Below are 16,891 nucleotides of genomic sequence, written 5' to 3' on the forward strand. Positions count from 1 at the left end.
CGCCATGACCCAGGACACGACCTCCGAGCAGTCCCGAGCGGTGCGCGAACGCACCTACTCATGGGCCGACCCGCAGCTCTTCGCCACCGCCGCCCGGGAGCTCGACGGGCTCGACTTCTTCAAGCAGCTGGGAGACAGCGAGCTCCCGCCGCCACCCATCAACGCGACCCTCGGCATGGCTCTGGTCGAGGTGAGCGACGGCCGGGCCGTCTTCGAGCTCACCCCCGAGGAGTGGCACTACAACCCGATCGGCACCGTGCACGGCGGCATCCTGGCGACCCTCGCGGACTCGGCCCTCGGGTGTGCGGTCCACACCAAGCTGAAGGCCGGCACCGGTTACACGTCGCTCGACCTGACCATCAAGTTCACCCGCGCGGCCACGCTGGACAGCGGCACGCTCACCTGCGTGGGACGCGTCGTGACCATCGGACGCCGCGCCGCGACCGCCGAAGCCGAGATCACCGACACAACGGGCCGCGTCATCGGCCACGCGGTCGCGACCTGCCTCATCATGGCGGGGAGCTGACGGCTTCGGCGGTTGCGCGTCAGCTGTCGGCGTGCTGATCGAGCGTGCGCCGCAGGTCCTCCTTGCCCTTGTCCCCGACGGGGATGTCGGCGTTGGCGGCCTGGCGGCGCAGCTCATCACGGGTGATGTCCTGGGGCATGTCACCGAGGTGCTCCTGGCGGCTCTTCAGGAACGCCTTGCCCAGCTCGGCACGGCGGGCGTCGTCGAGACGGTCGCGAATGCCCGGCAGCACGGTGCTCTCCTCCTCCTCGACGTGGTGGGAGACCGCCTCGACCACCTCCGCCAGCTTGTCGCCGTACTCCGCTGAAAAGGGGTCGCACTCGCTGAGCTCGGCGAGGAGGCGGTCCGCCAGCAGGTGCTCCTCCTGACTGTGCGCGACGTCCTCGGCCTCCCCCGCCTCGTCCCGGGCGACCGGGTAGACCTCAGCCTCCTCGGCACGGCTGTGTGCGGCCAGGAGCGTCACCAAGATCGGGGTCAGCCCGGCTCGTACCTCCGGATCTCGCTGAAGCTTCTCGAACAGGCTCTCCACCTCACGGTGGTCCTGCATGATCAGGTCGGTCACGTCTTCGGACACGGCAGCTCTCCTCTGCACTGAAAAGGGATCCGGCCGCTCACCGGTACCCCCGAATGCGCAGAATCAGCCTCAGTCAGGCGGCTCGTCGACGATGTGCACGGCAGCTTCCTCAGCCGAGGCGCCGGCACCGTCGATGCCCTCGTCGTGTCCGATGAGCTTCCCCTCGTCGTCCTCCCGCACGCCCTCGTCGGGGCTGGTGAGCCGACCGGAACGGGCCTCGCCCACCTCCCCGGTCACCGGACCGTCCAAGATGTCGGCGTCAGCCTCCGCCTCGGCCTCCTCCCAGACCTCCGGCTCCTCCTGAGCGCGCCGTTCGTCGATGGTCTCGCCCTCGATCTCCTCCCGCGGCGTCACACCCTTGGCGGTGACACCCCGCGGCCGCTCGGGCGGCGAATAGCCCTCGTCCAGGACATCGTCGACACCGCGGTCGTCGAGGGTGTCCTCCGGCTGAAGCTGCTCTTCACTCATGACTCGACCGGTAACCCCCGACGCGACCTCGCATGCTCCGCGAGTCGGTTGGTTCGTACGTAACCTGGTTCGGGGAGGCTGGCCGTGCTGGACCTGCAATGCGACGAATCGGGGCGACGTAGCTATGACTGCCGACCTTGCCTACGTGGTGATCGGCGCCAGCCTGCTGCTGGCCATCGTGCTTCCCGACCTCCTCAACCGGTGGGCGATCTCGGCTCCGATGGTGCTGGTCGGGGTGGGGATGCTGATCGGGCTCACGCCGCTCCCCGATGGTCTGCCGCTGGACCCGCAGGCCAACCGGGCCGCGATCGAGCACGCCACCGAGCTGGTCATCATCGTGGCGCTGATGGGCGTCGGCCTGGCGCTCGACCGGCCGCTCGAGCTCCGCGATCCGCGGACCTGGGGCCGGTGGTCGTCCACCTGGCGGCTGCTGGCGATCGGGATGCCGATCACCATCGCCGCCATCGCGGTTCTCGGGTGGGCCGCCGGACTGGCACCGGCCGTGGCGATACTCCTGGGCGCGGCACTGGCGCCCACCGACCCGGTGCTCGCCTCCGACGTCCAGGTGGCCGGCCCGCAGACCGGTGACCACGAGGTCGACGAGCGCGACGAGCTGCGGTTCACCCTCACCTCGGAGGCGGGCCTGAACGACGGCCTCGCCTTCCCGTTCGTGTACGTCGCGATCCTGCTCGCCACCCAAGGAGCCGTCTCGAACTGGGCCCTGGAATGGGTCGGCTTCTACCTGGTGGCCAAGATCGTGATCGGCGTCCTCGCCGGGCTGGTGGTGGGGAAGGTCCTCGCCTACGTCGCGTTCCGGTCCAGCAGCCGGTCCCTGCGCGTGGCCGAACGCGGGGAGTCGCTGCTCGCCCTCGCGGCCCTGATCGCGTCGTACGGCGTCGGCGAGGTTCTCGGCGGCTACGGCTTCCTCTCCGTCTTCGTCTGCGCCATGGCCTTCCGTTCGGCCGAGCGCTCGCACGACTATCACGCCGCCATGCACGAGGTGGCCGAGCGGCTCGAGCGCCTGCTGACCCTCTTCGTACTCCTCGTTCTCGGGATCGCGCTCACGCGAGGCCTGCTCGAGGCTCTCGACTGGCGCGGGATCGCCATCGGGCTGGCGCTGATCCTGGTGGTCCGTCCGGCGGCGGGGATCCTGGCCCTCGCACCGTGGCCGGGCCGAGGAGACCGTACGTCTCCTCTCACCCGGCACCAGCGGTGGGCCACGGCGTTCTTCGGTGTCCGCGGCGTCGGGTCCGTCTACTACCTCGCCTACGCCGCCGGGCAGGACGAGGCGCTGGCTCAGGACTGGCTGTGGTCGACGGTCGCCTTCACCGTCGTCGCCTCGGTGCTGATCCATGGAGTCCTCGCCACCCCGGTGATGGCGCGCGTCGATCCCGCCCGGGGATGACCACGAGAGGCGTACGTCAGGCGGGGCCGCCTTCGCCGCTGTCGGCGGCGAGCAGGTCGACGTCGACCTCCTCCTGACGCGAGATCCGGTCAGTGACGAGCTCCTGCTGCTCCTCGGTGAGAGTCACCCCGGCCTCGTGCAGCGCCTTGGCCAGCTCTTCCCGGATGGTTCCCTCGGGTGCCGTCTCCTGCCATGCGTTGACTCGCTCGACCACACCTTGGAGTGCCTGTACGCGTGCTTCGTCCTGGTTCATCTCAGTCATCTGTTCGCGGTACCCGACCGGGGCGGGGACATGCCGCCGCCGGGTCAGGTCCGTGCGCAGGCGGGTCTCGGGATCATCCCTACCGGAGGAGGACACGACCCGCCGCGGCAGCCACCGTGGTTCCTGTGGTCGACGCAAGGCGTCCCGCAGTCGTTCTGACGAAGGTGAGGGTTCCGATGAGCAGCACCGAGGTGGCAAGGCGTGCAGGTGGTGTCCTCCTCGTCACCTGCCTGTCGACGCTGGTGGTCAACGCCAACACGTCGGCGGTGAGCATCCTGCTCCCCGCCATCAGCGCCGATACCGACATGGATGTCACCACCCTGCAGTGGGCAGTGACGGGCTACTCGCTGGTGGGTGCCGCGACCATCGTGACCTCCGGCTCGTTGGGCGACGTGTTCGGCAGGAAGCGCATCTTCCAGCTCGGTCTGCTGCTGTTCATCGCGTCGTGCGTGCTGATCGCCCTCTCCGACTCGGGGGCAGCCGTCATCGCCGGGCGGTGCATCCAGGGCGCATCCGGCGCGACGATCCTGGCCTGTGGCCTCAGCCTGCTCACGGTCGGCACACCTGAAGACGGCAAGCTGCGGGCGGTCTCGCTCTGGGGCGCGGCGGCAGGCGTGGGTGCTGCGGCCGGGCCGCTGCTCGGTGGCGTCCTGGTCGAGCTGACGAGCTGGCAAGGACTGTTCTGGCTCGACGCCGGCGTCGCGGCGGTCTGCATGGCGATGACCGCACGCTTGGTGACCGAGTCCCGCGACGAGGACCGGCCACGTTCGATCGACGTCGGTGGCAGCCTGCTGGTCGCCGCGACCCTCACCCCGATCATCCTGGCGCTGAGCGAAGGCAGTGACTGGGGCTGGACCTCGTTGGCCACGCTCGGGTGCCTGGCCGTGTCCGTGGTGTCGGGATTCGCGTTCGTCGCGGTGGAGAAACGGGTCGCCGTCCCCATGCTCGACCTGGCCCTGCTTCGCAACAGAGTGCTGGTCGCGTCCACGATCGCCATCCTCATCGGCGCCGGCACCATCAACGCGCTGATGTATCTGGTGAGCCTCTACTTCCAGGACCCGAGCACGCTCGGGCTCAGCTCGCTGCAGGCCGGCTTGGCCACACTTCCTGCCACCGCCGGCCTCGTCGCGGTCGCGCCCTTGGTGCCAAAGGTCGCGGCGAAGTTCGGCGGTCGCCCGGTGGTCGGAGCCGGGTTCGCACTCACGGCGATCGGCTTCGGGTGGATCGGCTTCGTCGAGGGCTCCTGGGGGTACGGCGCGTTCGTACTTCCGCTCGTCGCAGCAGCGATCGGGATGGGCCTGTCCAACGGGCCCGCGACGTCAGCGTCGACCGCATGTGTCTCGGCGGCCCAGGTGGGGGCCGCCTCGGGTGTCTCCAACATGGCACGCTACGTCGGCGCAGCCGTGGCCACGGCGCTCGCTGCGACGATCTACGGCAACGTCATCGCCAGCCGGACCGCTGAGGGCCAGTCCAGCGTCGATGCCCTGTCCTCCGGCCTCGCCGCCGCGTCCTGGGTGATGGCGGTGTTCAGTCTCGCCGGTGTCGTGATGGCCGTGGTCATGGGGCGTCACCGGGTCGCCCGGGGCACCATCGCCGACTCGGGCGCCGCGGCCGCTGCACACACGCACACCCTGCCGACCTCGGCCACACCCACATCAGCGGGTTCGTCACGATGACGCTGCCGGCCGAACGACCTCCAGACGCACCACGACGCCCTTCGAGGTCGGGGTGTTGCTGCCCTCGGCAACGCTGTCGAGCGGCACGAGCACATTGGTCTCCGGATAGTACGCAGCCGCCGAACCCCGGCTCGCCGGATAGGCGACCAGGGTGAACCCCGGGGCGCGCCGCTCGACGCCGTCCTCCCACACCCCGACGATGTCGACACGGTCGCCGTCGGCCAGACCCAGCTCGGCGATGTCGGCCGGGTTGACCATCACGATGCGGCGGGCGTTGTGGATGCCACGGTAACGGTCGTCCATGGCGTACGGGATGGTGTTCCATTGGTCGTGCGAGCGCAGCGTCTGCAGGATCAGATGACCCGGTGGGGCCTCCAACCAGGTCAGGTCGTTGCGCGTGAAGACGGCCTTGCCGCTCGGCGTGCGATAGACACCGGAGTTGACCGGGTTCGGCAGAACGAAGCCGGTCGGATTCTTGATCCGCTGGTTGAAGTCCTCGAACCCCGGCACCACTCGTGCGATCCGATCGCGGATCCGACCGTAGTCCGCCTCGAAGTCCGCCCAGCGGATGCCGTACCGGCCACCGATCGTGGCCTGCGCCAGGCGCGAGACGATCGCGACCTCGCTGAGGAGATGCTCCGAGGCGGGCTGGAGCTTGCCGCGGGTGGCGTGCACCGAGCTCATCGAGTCCTCGACGGTGACGAACTGCTCACCGCTGGCCTGGACGTCGATGTCGCTGCGGCCCAGCGTGGGCAGGATCAGCGCGGTCTCCCCGACCACCGTGTGCGAGCGGTTCAGCTTGGTGGAGACCTGGACCGTCAAGCGGCAGTTCCTCAACGCGGCCTCGGCGACGTCGCTGTCCGAGATCGCTCGGACGAAGTTCCCGGCGACGCCCACGAAGACCTTCGCCTTCCCGTCCCGCATCGCCCGGACACCGTCCACCGAGTCGTACCCGTGCTTGCGCGGTGGGTCGAACCTGAACTCGGCACCCAGCGCGTCGAGGAAGGAGTCGGGCATCTTCTCCCAGATGCCCATCGTCCGGTCGCCCTGCACGTTGGAGTGACCGCGGACCGGGCAGACCCCGGCCCCGGGCTTGCCGATGTTGCCCCGCAGCATGAGGAAGTTGACCACCTCGCGGATCGTCGGCACGCCGTGCTTGTGCTGGGTCAGGCCCATCGCCCAGCAGACGATGACCGAGCGGCTGGCCAGCACCTGCTCGTGGACCGCCTCGATCTCCTCGCGGGTCAAGCCGGTGGCCTCGAGCGCAGCCTCCCAGGTGATCGTGCGGACGTGCTCGGCGAAGGCGTAGAACCCGGTCGTGTACTCAGCGATGTACTCCCAGTCCAGCACTCCGCCACCCTCGGCCCGGTCCGTCTCGAGCAGACGACGGTTGAGCATCTGGAACAGCGCAAGATCGCCACCCGGGCGGATCTGCAGGAACTGATCCGCGATCTGGGTGCCGCGGCCGACCACTCCGCGAGCCTTCTGCGGGTTCTTGAACCGCATTAGTCCAGCCTCCGGCAGGGTGTTGACCGCGATCACCCTGCCGCCCCGCTGCTTGGTCTCCTCCAGCGCGGACAGCATCCGCGGATGGTTCGTGCCCGGGTTCTGGCCGACCACGAACACCAGGTCCGCGTTGTAGATGTCGTCGAGCTGGACGCTGCCCTTGCCGATCCCCAGCGTCTCGTTGAGCGCCGAGCCGCTCGACTCGTGACACATGTTCGAGCAGTCGGGCAGGTTGTTGGTGCCGAACGCGCGGGCGAAGAGCTGGAGCAGGAACGCGGCCTCGTTGTTGAGCCGGCCCGAGACGTAGAACATCGCCTCGTCGGGAGAGTCCAGGCCGTTGAGCTCCTGAGCGATGGTGTGGAACGCGTCCTCCCAGGTGATCGGCTCATAGTGCGTCGCACCTGGCCGCTTGACCATCGGCTCGGTCAGCCGGCCCTGCTGGTTGAGCCAGTAGTCGGACTTCCCGTCCAGCTCCGAGACCGGGTGACGCGCGAAGAACTCGCGCGTCACCCGGCGCGACGTCGCCTCGTCGGCGATGTGCTTGGCACCGTTCTCGCAGTACTCGTTCCGGTGCCGGTGACCCGGCTCGGGCCAGGCACACCCCGGACAGTCCATCCCGTCGGCCTGGTTGAGGTTCAACAAGGTCAACGCCGTACGCCGCACCGATGTCTGCGTCAGCGAGTACTCGATCGCCTTCCGCACCGCCGGCACACCGGCGGCCCAGGTCTTCGGCTCGGTGACACTGAGTGCGTCCACCGGTTCTTCCACGGCGTACGAGCCGTTCGCGTCCTGTTTCACCTCAACCGTCCCTTCGCGACTCGAGTTAGCTGGCCGACAGCTCGGTGTCCTCGTCATCGGCCGATTCGTCGGCGGGCGCATCGGGATCACGGGAGACCTTGATGACGAAGTCGTCACCGTGCTCCGAGACCCCGTAGACGACAGCCTGCTCGACAGCCCTGGAGGCGTACTGGGCACGCACGACCAGCGGGTCCTCCCGGAGGTCCTTCACCAGGGACACGCACAACGCGATCATCACCAGCACGAACGGAACCGCCGCGACGATCGTGATCGTCTGCAGCCCGCTCAGCGCGTCGGAGCCGCCGACCAGGAGCATCACGGCAGCAACCGCACCCGTGGCGACACCCCAGAAGATCACCGTCGGCCTGCCCGGCTCGATGGAGCCGCGCTCGGAGAGCGTGGCCATCACGATCGATGCCGCGTCCGCGCCCGAGACGAAGAAGAGCGCGACCAGGATCATGACCACCACGCTCGCCACGGTGGCCAGCGGGAAGGACTCGAGGGTCGTGAACAGCTGGGTCTCCACACCACCCGCGCCGCCGATGTCCACGCCCTTCTGCTGCAGGTCGATGGCCGCGCCGCCGAAGACGGCGAACCAGACCAGGCTCACCAGCGATGGGACCAGGAGCACGCCGGTGACGAACTGGCGAATGGTGCGACCGCGCGAGATCCGGGCGATGAACATGCCGACGAACGGCGTCCACGAGAGCCACCAGGCCCAGTAGAAGACCGTCCAGCCCGAGAGCCAGGCGGCGGTCTCGGATCCCTCGGCCGACGTACGCGCCGACATCATCGCGACCTCCTGGAAGTAGCTTCCGACGGTGGTCGGGACCAGGCTGAGGATGAACACGGTCGGACCGACCAGGAAGACGAACAGGGCGAGCCCGACGGCGAGCACCATGTTGATGTTCGAGAGCCACTGGATCCCCTTGGCGACACCCGAGACCGCCGAGAAGACGAACGCGACCGTGAGCACGGCGATGATGGCGACCAGGATGCCGTTGCCCGTCGTACCGAGCCCGCCGACGATCTCGAGTCCGCTGCGGATCTGAAGAGCGCCCAGGCCGAGCGATGCGGCCGATCCGAAGAGCGTCGCGAAGATCGCGAGCATGTCGATGACCTTCCCGCCGGCGCCGTGCGCGTGACGCCCGAGGAGCGGCTCGAAGACCGAGCTGATGAGCAGGCCCCGGCCCTTCCGGAAGACGCTGTACGCGATCGCGAGCCCGACCAGGGCGTAGATCGCCCACGGGTGGATCCCCCAGTGGAAGAGGGTCGTGGCCATGGCCGTCTGGATCTTCTCGGACTCACCGTCGCCGACAGAGCCCGGCGGAGGTGTGATGTAGTGGCTGATCGGCTCGCTGACGCCGTAGAAGATCAGCCCGATCCCCATACCGGCACTGAACATCATCGTGATCCACGAGACCGTACGGAACTCCGGCTCCTCGCCGTCGCGGCCGAGCGGGATGTTCCCGAACTTGCCGAACGCGAGCCAGAGCACAAAGCCGACGAAGGTCGATGCCGCGGTGACGAAGAGCCAGCCCAGGTTGGCCATCACCCACGACAACGACGTCCCGGAGACCGATGCCAGCGACTCCGTGCTGACGAATCCCCAGACCAGGAAGGCGATCGCGATGACCGCGGTCACCCCGAAGACGACGCGATCGAGACCGCCGGCATCCTTGGCGGCTTCCTCAGGAGGACAGTCGAGGGCCGGATGGGTCGGGCTTCCGTTCTGGCCGACCGATTTGTGACGCGGCGATACCGGGGAAAGGTCGCCGCTACGTGCAGATGATCTCATGACGCACTCCGATCAAGAGCTCTTGGGATGAGCAGCATCTGTCGGTGCCATGAAGGCTCCGGGTGGCGGCACGACAGTGGGGCGCTACGCGGCCAGACGCTGATATACTAGTTACCTTATATGTGATGCATCACACAAGGCAAGGGTCGATCTCGACCACGAGCTCGACCTCCACCGGCGCATCCAGGGGCAGAGCCGAGACCCCGATGACGGAGCGTGCGTGCCGCCCAGAATCGCCGAAGGCTCGGCCGAGAAGCTCCGAGGCGCCATTGGCGACCAGGGCCTGGTCCGCGAAGAGGGTGCCGGAGGCGACGTACACGACGACCTTGACGATCCGCGTCACCCGTCCGAGATCACCGATCTCCGACTTGATCGCGGCGAGCGCGTTGAGCACGCACCATTGCGCACAGGTCTGACCGTCGGCGACACCGAGAGCGTCTCCGACCCGGCCGGTGGCGAGAAGCTCGCCCTCCCGGATGGGCAGCTGCCCCGAGGTGAAGACGAGCGTTCCCGCGCGCACTGCCGGAACAGGAGTCACGGTGGGCGCGGCCTCACGAACGGACAGGCCGAGCTCGGCCAGCACCACGTCCTGTGCTGACGCGGCCGCACTCGGCCCCCGAGGGCTCAGCAGCCGCAGCACCCGGCCCGAACGATCCGTCATAGGCTGACCCTATCACTGATATACTAGTTGTCGTTAGTGTGAGTTTTAGAGAGCTGGCGCACATGCACGACATAGCTGCGGGGGTCGTGGACATCCACCCGGCCACGAAGATGACCACCGAGGAGCGCTTCGCCGAGATGGCGAGAGCCGAGCCCCGCTGCTTCTGGCTGGACGCAGGGCCCGGGCAGACCTCCCGGTCGATCATGGGGGCGCTGCGCGACGACGACATCTCCCTCACCTACGACGCCGGGAGAGGCGAGGTGCTTCGACACCGTGGCGGAGAGGTCAGTCTGGTCGGCACGGACATCTTCACCGTCCTCGGGGACGAGCTCACCCGCACTCCCCCGGACGAGATCTGGGTCGGCTACTTCGGCTATGCCTGTCGTCCGGACCTCCCGGCCAGGACGCGTCGCGCGGGTCGGCCCGCGATGCCCGACGCGATCTGGATGCGCACCCGCAACACGACGATCGTCGAGCAGCCGCCCGCACACTCGGCTCGCCCCACCGTGCGGCTCCCACCTCCGCAGTCGGTGAGCACCGCCCCGACCGCCTACACGCGAGCCTTCGACGAGGTGCAGCGGGAGCTGCGTGCCGGAAACACGTACGAGGTGAATCTGACGCACCGGCTCGAGGTCCGGGACGCCATCGACCCGGCCGTCGCGTACCTGCGTCTGCGCGAGCTCAACCCGGCCCCGTACGCCGGTTTCATCCAGCATCACGGGTTCCGGCTGCTCAGCTCATCGCCCGAGCGCTACGCCACGATCGACCGGAACCGGTGGATCGAGACCCGGCCGATCAAGGGCACCACCCCGCGTGGCACGTGTGCCGACGAGGACGAGGCGCTGCGCCGGGACCTGGCGTCGAACCCCAGGTTCCGCGCCGAGAACCTGATGATCGTCGACCTCCTCCGCAACGACCTGGCGATGGTGTGCGAGCCCGGCTCGGTGACGGTCCCGTCACTGATGGCGGTCGAGTCCTACGCCTCGGTACACCAGCTCGTGACGACCGTGCGCGGCCGGCTGCGTGACGACGTCACCGGTATCGAGGCGCTGCGCTCCCTCTTTCCGGCCGGCTCGATGACGGGCGCCCCGAAGCTGCGGACCATGGAGATCATCCGACGCGTGGAGACCACCCCGCGCGGCGTGTACTCCGGTGCCTTCGGATGGATCGCACCTGACGGCCGGGCAGATCTCGGGGTCGTGATCAGAAGCCTCACGACCCCTGGCGACGGCACCTGGGAGCTCGGCACCGGGGGCGGAATCACCGTCCATTCGACGGCTCAGGACGAGTACGCCGAAACGGGCTGGAAGGCCGAACGCCTCCTGCGGGTGTTCGGCACGCCGTTGCGACGTAACTGATGTATCAGACTAAGATGGTAAAAAGCGGCAGAGGATCTGATGCCGACGAGCCGGAGCGGACAAGTGGGGCAAGAACTCAATGACAGTTGACGAGATTCTGGCGGCAACGGCGAATCCCCCCGCCACCTCGCTCGCCGATCAGGCCTACCAGTACATCCGCGAGCGCCTGGTGATGCTCGACATCCGCCCGGGTGCGCCGATCAACGACGGCCAGATCGCAGAAGCGATCGGCATGGGGCGTACGCCTGTCCGGGAAGCGATCAAACGGCTCGAGGCCGATCACCTGGTCCACTCCTTTCCGCGCCGCGGCACCTTCGCCACGACGATCGATGCGACCGAGCTCAGCGCGATCGCCGAGATCCGGCGCCAGCTCGCCCCGTACGCCGCCCGCGCCGCCGCGGAACGCGCGACGCCACAGCAACGTGAGCAGATGCGCGACCTCGCGGCCCAGATCGGCAAGGGCAAGCTGGGCGATGGTGATCGCACCTCCCTGATGCGCGTCGACAAGGCGGCGCACGGTCTGATCTACCAGTCGAGCGGCAATGCTCACCTCGAGGACATCCTGATCAGGTACGACAACCTCGCCATCAGGATCTGGTGGATGGTGATCGATCGCCTGCCCGACCTGGCCCACCATGTCCTCGAGCAGGCCCAGCTCCTTAACGCGGTCGCAGACGGCGATGCCGACCGCGCCGAGAAGCTCACCCTCGAGCACATCGGCAGCTTCGAGCGCGAGATCCGCCAGGTTCTCTGACGCCACAGGTGGCTGTCGGGCTGGGGGCCGACCCGACAGCCAGCGCTGCGTACCCTCAGCAGTCCAGCTGGATGTCGCCCAGCGGCTTCGAGCAGCAGATCAGCACCTTCTGGTTGGCGATCTCCTTGGGCCGGATGCCGCCGTTGTGCTGCATGTCGACCTCCCCGGAGAGCATCGACACCTTGCAGGTCCCGCACATGCCCTGACCGCAGGCAGCCATCGGCCTCATGCCGGCCGCCACAGCCGCCTCCAGGATGGTCTCGTCCGGGCCACAGGTGATCATCCGGCCGCTGCGCGCGAACTCGACCGAGAACCCGGCTCCGGCCTCGTCCTCGAAGTCCTGCTCGACGGGCGGTGCCGCTGTCGGAGCAGGGACCGTGGGAGCGCCGAAGTCGAAGCTCTCCTCGTGGTACTTGTCCATGTCGTAGTCGAGCTCTTCGAGCAGCGACTTCGCCGCCGCCATGTAGCCCGCCGGACCGCAGATGAACGTCTCGCGCTCGTTGAGGTCAGGGGCCAGGATCTCGAGAACGGGCTTGGAGATGCGTCCCTGCAGCCCCATCCAGCGCTCGGTGGGGGCATCGCCCTCGCAGATCTCCACCACTCGCAGGTTGGGCATCAGGCGTGCCATCGCCTCGAGCTCGCCGCGGTAGATGATGTCCGCCGGCGTACGCGCGCTGTGCACGAAGAGGATGTCTGCCTCGGAGCCGAGGTCGTACAGCGTCCGCGTCATCGACAGCACCGGAGTGATGCCGCTGCCGGCCGAGAGGAAGAGGTACTTCGGCGCGTCCTCCTCCGGCAGGACGAACGCACCTGCCGGAGCGTGCATCGAGATCCATGCCCCGGGCTCGAGGTTGTCGTGGAGCCAGTTCGAGACCACACCGTCGGCGACCCGCTTGACCGTGATGGCCAGCCGGTCGGGCCTGGTCGGCGGCGAGGCGATCGTGTAGCAGCGGGTCATCAGCTCGCCGTCGATCTCGACCCGGATGGTGATGAACTGGCCCGCCTCGAAGTCGAAGGGACGTCGCTCGGGGGTCGTGAAGACGAAGGTCTTCACGTCATGGGTGACCGCCAGAACCTGGCTGCACACCAGATCCATCACGTCGCTCTCGGCCCAGCAGGGCTCCAGCATCCGCTTGCTGCGTACGGGCGCCGGGCGGCCGTTCTGCAGCCCGAACGAGTTGGGCTCCGACACCTTGGGGATGTCGGTCTCCATGATGCTCATGTCTACTCCCCGGCTCCGGCTAGGCGTTGGCTTGGACGCGTTGGACGTACCAGGTGACGAAGGCATCGACCTCTCCTTCGACCGCGGAGTACGGACCGGGTACGTAGCCCGGGTCCGCCACTCCTCGCTGCGTGCCCTCGACCAGGACGCGGTCCTGGTCGTTGGTGGCGCGCCACACGGAGGTGAGCGACTCGACCGAGTAGTCGACTCCCTCGACGGCCTCCGGGTTCACCAGCCACGTCGTCCGGACCAGCGTCCGGTCGACCGCGAGCGGGATCACGGAGAAGACGACGGCGTGGTCACCGAGGAAGTGGAACCACGAGTTGGGCTGCATGTGCAGCGACAGGTCTCCGAACCTCGGGTCCTCGATGGACCCCATCAGCTTCGCGCACAGCTGCTGGCCATCGGGGCCGAACGAGGCGCCCGCGCCGTCGAGCGGCAGGTGGGAGATCTGGAAGGCCGTCGTACGGCCCTCGAGCTCGCAGCGCTCGCCGACGGGGAAGCCGATGGCCTCGCAGGCCTTCTCCAGCTCCGCCTGCGCCACCTGATAGCGCTCGAAGGTCGACTGCATGCGCGGCGGCACGTCCTCGGCCTCGTAGCGGCTGATCGGGAAGTACGCCGTCACCAGCTCGGGGTGGGAGGCGTCGCAGTGGTGACACTCGCGGTTGTTCTCCATCACCAGCTTCCAGTTGCCCTCCTCGACGATGTCCGTCTGGTGGGCGACCTTCGCCGTGGCGAGCGAGTAGGGCTTCAGGTAGGGCTCGATGAACTCGGCGACCTCGTCGAAGTCGGCCGGCGGCTCGTCGGCGAGGCAGAGGAAGACCAGTCCGCCGACCGCGCGGACGTTGACCGGCTTGAGCCCGAACTTGTCGTATTCGAAGGTGCCCGGCTGCGACTCGGCGAAGATGAGGCTGCCGTCGACCCGGTAGGTCCACTGGTGGTAGGGGCACACGATGTTGCCGATCGAGCCGCAGGCGGACTCGAGCAGCCGCGAGCCACGGTGGCGGCACACGTTGCGGAAGGCGCGGACGTTCTCGTCGTCGTCGCGGACGACGATCACGGAGTGAGCGCCTAGATCCACCGTGACGTAGTCACCGGGGTCCGGGATCTCGGCCTCGGCGACAGCGAAGATCCAGTGCTGGCCGAAGATGACGTCGAGGTCCTGCTCGTAGATCTCCGAGCTCGTGTAGAAGGGCGCCTCCAGGCTGTAGCCGGATGCTCGCCTGTCCGCCAGGGACGCCAGATCCTCAGGCGTCGATTCGATGCTCATTCGCGTCACGTTGATGTCTCCCACGCTCAAACCGGGCAGATTCCGGGTTCAGATATGGCGGTCCGCCAGACGGCGGTTGTTTCACTCTGCACAACTACTGCGTAGCGTGAAACGATTCTGCCGCGCCGAAGAAGACGCTGTCAACGGGTCGATCTGGATTCGCCGGCAGGATTTACACGGGCTTTACGACGTACGCGAAGTGGCCCGCATGCACGAGGCATGCGGGCCACTTCGAGGGTGCCGAACCGTCATCGGCACGCGCAGATCACTCCGCCTTGGGGAAGCCGTTCCGCTCGGAGATCGCAGCAGCGGCAGCGAGCACGTGCTCGGCCAGCTCGGGCACCTTCTCGGACGTGATGCGGAACGACGGGCCGGAGGCCACCACCGCGGCGATCACCCCGCCACCCAGGGAACGGATCGGCGCGGCGACCCCGGTGAGACCGATCTCGTGCTCGTCGGCGGAGTAGGCGTAGCCCAGCTTCCTGACCTCGGCGAGCTGCTCCTCGAGCAGCGCGGGGTCGACCACGGTCTCCTCCGTGTAGCGCTCGAGCCCGCCCTCGAGGATCCGTCGGCGCTCCTCCGGCGACATGGTCGCCAGGAAGACCTTGCCGGACGCGGTGGTGTGCAAGGGGCTCCGCTGCCCGACCCAGTTCACCGACGTGATCTCGGCACTCCCGATCACCTGGTCGATCGTGATGGCCTCCTCGCCGTCGTTGATGACGATGTTGACGGTCTCACCGACCGCGTCGGCCAATGCCATGCAGATCGGGCGACTCGTGACCGAGATGTCGTGCTTGCGGGTCGCGCCCGCGGCCAGCTGGATGACGCCATAGCCGAGCTGATAGTGACCCCGAGTCGCGTTCTGCTCCACCAGCCCGCGCGCCTCGAGGGTGGCCAGCAGACGGAAGACCGTCGACTTGTGCACCCCCAGTTCTTCGGAGATCGGCGTGACTCCGACAGCCCCCCGACGGGCGAGCACCTGGAGGATGGAGATGGCTCGGTCCACTGAGTGAACGGTCGTGCTCCGTGTTTCGCTCGTGTTGCTCATGCTGAAACAGTATGCCTCCCTGTCAGATTCTCTCCTTCGCCCCTACCGCCGGGTAGCTGCGGCGCGAGCCATCAGACGCCTCCGTACGAGCCCAGAAATCGATCGAAACAGGGTCTTGATGCCGACGCCGTCGACGGTTTAGTTTGTTTCATATAGCGCTCTTGTTTCGCTATGAGAAACATCCCCGCAACTCAGCAAGCTGGACGTCCCCATCCGGGGGCAGGAAGAAGAGACGCCATGGCAGACAACAGAGTCGTCGTCTACAAGGGGCCGGGCGAGGTGGCCGTCGAGTCCATCGAGTACCCGAAGCTGGAGCTCCCCCAGGACGTCGTGAGCGGCCTGGGCATCAAGCGCGCCGCGCCGCACGCGGTGATCCTCAAGCTCGTGACCAGCAACATCTGCGGCAGCGACCAGCACATGGTGCGCGGCCGGACGACCGCGGCGATCGGTCAGACGCTCGGCCACGAGATCACCGGCGAGATCGTCGAGATCGGCGACGACGTCCTCTTCCACGAGGTGGGCGACATCTGCTCGGTCCCGTTCAACATCGCGTGCGGTCGTTGTCGCATGTGCAACGAGGGCAAGACCGGAATCTGCCTCAACGTGAACCCGGCGCGGGCCGGCGCGGCGTACGGCTATGTGGACATGGGCGGCTGGATCGGTGGCCAGGCGGAGTACGTCATGGTCCCGTTCGCCGACTTCAACCTGCTCAAGTTCCCCGACCGCGACCAGGCCCTGGAGAAGATCCTCGACCTGACGATGCTCTCCGACATCTTCCCGACCGGCTACCACGGTGCCTACACCGCCGGCGTCACCACCGGGTCGACGGTGTACGTGGCAGGCGCAGGCCCGGTCGGGCTCGCCGCGGCGTACTCGGCACAGCTGCTCGGTGCGGCCACGGTCATCGTCGGCGACATGAACGCGGACCGGCTCAAGCAGGCCGCCAGCTTCGGCTGCGCGACCGCGGACCTGTCCTCCGGTGACGCCCTCGCGGACATCATCGCGGACATCGTCGGGGAGCCCGTCGTGGATGCGGCGATCGACGCGGTCGGGTTCGAGGCCCGCGGCCACGGCCAAGACGCCGCCGAGCAGCCGGCCACCGTCCTCAACGACATCATGGACGTGGCGCGTGCGGGTGCTTCCCTCGGCATCCCGGGCCTGTACGTCACTGGTGACCCGGGCGCCGTCGACGACGCCGCCAAGCAGGGCCAGATCGGTGTCCGGCTCGGTCTCGGCTGGGCCAAGTCGCACACGTTCGTGACCGGCCAGTGCCCGGTGAAGCAGTACAACCGCCAGCTGATGAACCTGATCCTCGCCGACAAGGCCCACATCGCCGACGCCGTGAACGCGAAGGCAATCAGCCTCGACGAGGCGCCGGAGAGCTACGCCGCGTTCGACCAGGGCGCGGCCACCAAGTACGTCATCGACCCGCACGGCATGGTGCGCTGACCCGCTACTCGCTGGTCGAGCCGGAGTCGTGAGGAACGAACGACTCCGTGTCGAGACCAACACAGCCGACCCGACCGCTGCGGGTACTGTGTTGGTCTCGACACGCCTTCGCCTAG

At 67.9% G+C, this 16,891-nt stretch carries 15 protein-coding genes; 6 read left to right on the top strand and 9 right to left on the bottom strand.

Translation table 11 applies throughout. The features are described from left to right. Positions 1-4 precede the first annotated feature (4 nt). The gene (locus ABT304_RS00355; RefSeq protein ID WP_160028418.1) at positions 5-526 is read left to right on the top strand and encodes a PaaI family thioesterase; all 522 of its coding nucleotides are present in this window, start codon (positions 5-7) and stop codon (positions 524-526) included. A gap of 19 nt (positions 527-545) precedes the next feature. On the opposite strand, the gene ABT304_RS00360 is transcribed toward ABT304_RS00355, so the two are convergent. Then, complete coding sequence (locus ABT304_RS00360; RefSeq protein ID WP_160028416.1) at positions 546-1,100, bottom strand: hemerythrin domain-containing protein; 555 nt, start codon at positions 1,098-1,100, stop codon at positions 546-548. Positions 1,101-1,169: 69 nt separating this feature from the next. Next, positions 1,170-1,568 carry a DUF5709 domain-containing protein gene (locus ABT304_RS00365; RefSeq protein ID WP_350712823.1) on the bottom strand — a complete coding sequence of 133 codons (399 nt, stop codon included), beginning with the start codon at positions 1,566-1,568 and terminating at the stop codon, positions 1,170-1,172. 124 nt (positions 1,569-1,692) lie between these two features. On the opposite strand from ABT304_RS00365, the gene ABT304_RS00370 reads away from it, so the two are divergent. Continuing rightward, positions 1,693-2,973, top strand: coding sequence for a cation:proton antiporter (locus ABT304_RS00370; protein ID WP_350712824.1), 1,281 nt, complete (start codon positions 1,693-1,695; stop codon positions 2,971-2,973). Between the two features lie 16 nt (positions 2,974-2,989). Here the strand turns inward: ABT304_RS00370 and ABT304_RS00375 are convergent, their stop codons facing one another. Then, a complete protein-coding gene (locus ABT304_RS00375; protein ID WP_350712825.1) occupies positions 2,990-3,235 on the bottom strand; it encodes a hypothetical protein in 246 nt (81 codons plus the stop codon). Between the two features lie 176 nt (positions 3,236-3,411). Here ABT304_RS00375 and ABT304_RS00380 point away from each other — a divergent pair, with 176 nt between their 5' ends. Further along, on the top strand, positions 3,412-4,911 hold the full coding sequence (locus ABT304_RS00380; RefSeq protein WP_350712826.1) for an MFS transporter: 1,500 nt from the start codon (positions 3,412-3,414) through the stop codon (positions 4,909-4,911). Here the strand turns inward: ABT304_RS00380 and ABT304_RS00385 are convergent. The 3 genes from ABT304_RS00385 to ABT304_RS00395 form a co-directional block, all read right to left on the bottom strand. Next, complete coding sequence (locus ABT304_RS00385) at positions 4,903-7,272, bottom strand: FdhF/YdeP family oxidoreductase (protein ID WP_350712827.1); 2,370 nt, start codon at positions 7,270-7,272, stop codon at positions 4,903-4,905. The genes ABT304_RS00380 and ABT304_RS00385 overlap by 9 nt on opposite strands. After that, entirely contained in the window at positions 7,241-9,013 is a 1,773-nt protein-coding gene (locus tag ABT304_RS00390; protein WP_350712828.1) for a BCCT family transporter, read from the bottom strand. Before ABT304_RS00390 ends, ABT304_RS00385 begins: the two co-directional genes overlap by 32 nt. A 130-nt stretch (positions 9,014-9,143) precedes the next feature. After that, positions 9,144-9,674 carry a RidA family protein gene (locus tag ABT304_RS00395; RefSeq protein ID WP_350712829.1) on the bottom strand — a complete coding sequence of 177 codons (531 nt, stop codon included), beginning with the start codon at positions 9,672-9,674 and terminating at the stop codon, positions 9,144-9,146. 62 nt (positions 9,675-9,736) lie between these two features. Between ABT304_RS00395 and ABT304_RS00400 the strand changes: the two genes are divergently transcribed. Next, positions 9,737-11,032, top strand: a complete 1,296-nt coding sequence (locus ABT304_RS00400; RefSeq protein WP_350712830.1) for an anthranilate synthase component I family protein — start codon at positions 9,737-9,739, stop codon at positions 11,030-11,032. Between the two features lie 79 nt (positions 11,033-11,111). Further along, positions 11,112-11,786 carry a GntR family transcriptional regulator gene (locus ABT304_RS00405; RefSeq protein ID WP_350712831.1) on the top strand — a complete coding sequence of 225 codons (675 nt, stop codon included), beginning with the start codon at positions 11,112-11,114 and terminating at the stop codon, positions 11,784-11,786. A gap of 55 nt (positions 11,787-11,841) precedes the next feature. On the opposite strand, the gene ABT304_RS00410 is transcribed toward ABT304_RS00405, so the two are convergent. The 3 genes from ABT304_RS00410 to ABT304_RS00420 all read right to left on the bottom strand — a co-directional run bounded on the left by ABT304_RS00410 (position 11,842) and on the right by ABT304_RS00420 (position 15,284). Next, entirely contained in the window at positions 11,842-13,008 is a 1,167-nt protein-coding gene (locus tag ABT304_RS00410; RefSeq protein ID WP_350712832.1) for an FAD-binding oxidoreductase, read from the bottom strand. Between the two features lie 19 nt (positions 13,009-13,027). Beyond that, complete coding sequence (locus ABT304_RS00415) at positions 13,028-14,278, bottom strand: aromatic ring-hydroxylating oxygenase subunit alpha (RefSeq protein ID WP_350712833.1); 1,251 nt, start codon at positions 14,276-14,278, stop codon at positions 13,028-13,030. A gap of 265 nt (positions 14,279-14,543) precedes the next feature. Next, positions 14,544-15,284, bottom strand: a complete 741-nt coding sequence (locus ABT304_RS00420; RefSeq protein WP_201451273.1) for an IclR family transcriptional regulator — start codon at positions 15,282-15,284, stop codon at positions 14,544-14,546. 279 nt (positions 15,285-15,563) lie between these two features. On the opposite strand from ABT304_RS00420, the gene fdhA reads away from it, so the two are divergent. Next, the gene (gene fdhA / locus ABT304_RS00425; protein ID WP_160028392.1) at positions 15,564-16,775 is read left to right on the top strand and encodes a formaldehyde dehydrogenase, glutathione-independent; all 1,212 of its coding nucleotides are present in this window, start codon (positions 15,564-15,566) and stop codon (positions 16,773-16,775) included. Positions 16,776-16,891: the final 116 nt, after the last annotated feature.

Source organism: Nocardioides sp. NPDC000445, assembly GCF_040300245.1.
Classification (GTDB): domain Bacteria; phylum Actinomycetota; class Actinomycetes; order Propionibacteriales; family Nocardioidaceae; genus Nocardioides.

Excerpts from the sequence above, each read along its gene's own strand:
- fdhA (WP_160028392.1), top strand. The coding sequence starts at position 15,564 with ATGGCAGACAACAGAGTCGTCGTCTACAAGGGGCCGGGCGAGGTGGCC.
- ABT304_RS00370 (WP_350712824.1), top strand. The coding sequence starts at position 1,693 with ATGACTGCCGACCTTGCCTACGTGGTGATCGGCGCCAGCCTGCTGCTG.
- ABT304_RS00395 (WP_350712829.1), bottom strand. The coding sequence starts at position 9,674 with ATGACGGATCGTTCGGGCCGGGTGCTGCGGCTGCTGAGCCCTCGGGGG.
- ABT304_RS00400 (WP_350712830.1), top strand. The coding sequence starts at position 9,737 with ATGCACGACATAGCTGCGGGGGTCGTGGACATCCACCCGGCCACGAAG.
- ABT304_RS00415 (WP_350712833.1), bottom strand. The coding sequence starts at position 14,278 with ATGAGCATCGAATCGACGCCTGAGGATCTGGCGTCCCTGGCGGACAGG.
- ABT304_RS00410 (WP_350712832.1), bottom strand. The coding sequence starts at position 13,008 with ATGAGCATCATGGAGACCGACATCCCCAAGGTGTCGGAGCCCAACTCG.
- ABT304_RS00375 (WP_350712825.1), bottom strand. The coding sequence starts at position 3,235 with ATGACTGAGATGAACCAGGACGAAGCACGCGTACAGGCACTCCAAGGT.
- ABT304_RS00380 (WP_350712826.1), top strand. The coding sequence starts at position 3,412 with ATGAGCAGCACCGAGGTGGCAAGGCGTGCAGGTGGTGTCCTCCTCGTC.
- ABT304_RS00365 (WP_350712823.1), bottom strand. The coding sequence starts at position 1,568 with ATGAGTGAAGAGCAGCTTCAGCCGGAGGACACCCTCGACGACCGCGGT.
- ABT304_RS00355 (WP_160028418.1), top strand. The coding sequence starts at position 5 with ATGACCCAGGACACGACCTCCGAGCAGTCCCGAGCGGTGCGCGAACGC.
- ABT304_RS00390 (WP_350712828.1), bottom strand. The coding sequence starts at position 9,013 with ATGAGATCATCTGCACGTAGCGGCGACCTTTCCCCGGTATCGCCGCGT.
- ABT304_RS00385 (WP_350712827.1), bottom strand. The coding sequence starts at position 7,272 with ATGACGAGGACACCGAGCTGTCGGCCAGCTAACTCGAGTCGCGAAGGG.
- ABT304_RS00405 (WP_350712831.1), top strand. The coding sequence starts at position 11,112 with ATGACAGTTGACGAGATTCTGGCGGCAACGGCGAATCCCCCCGCCACC.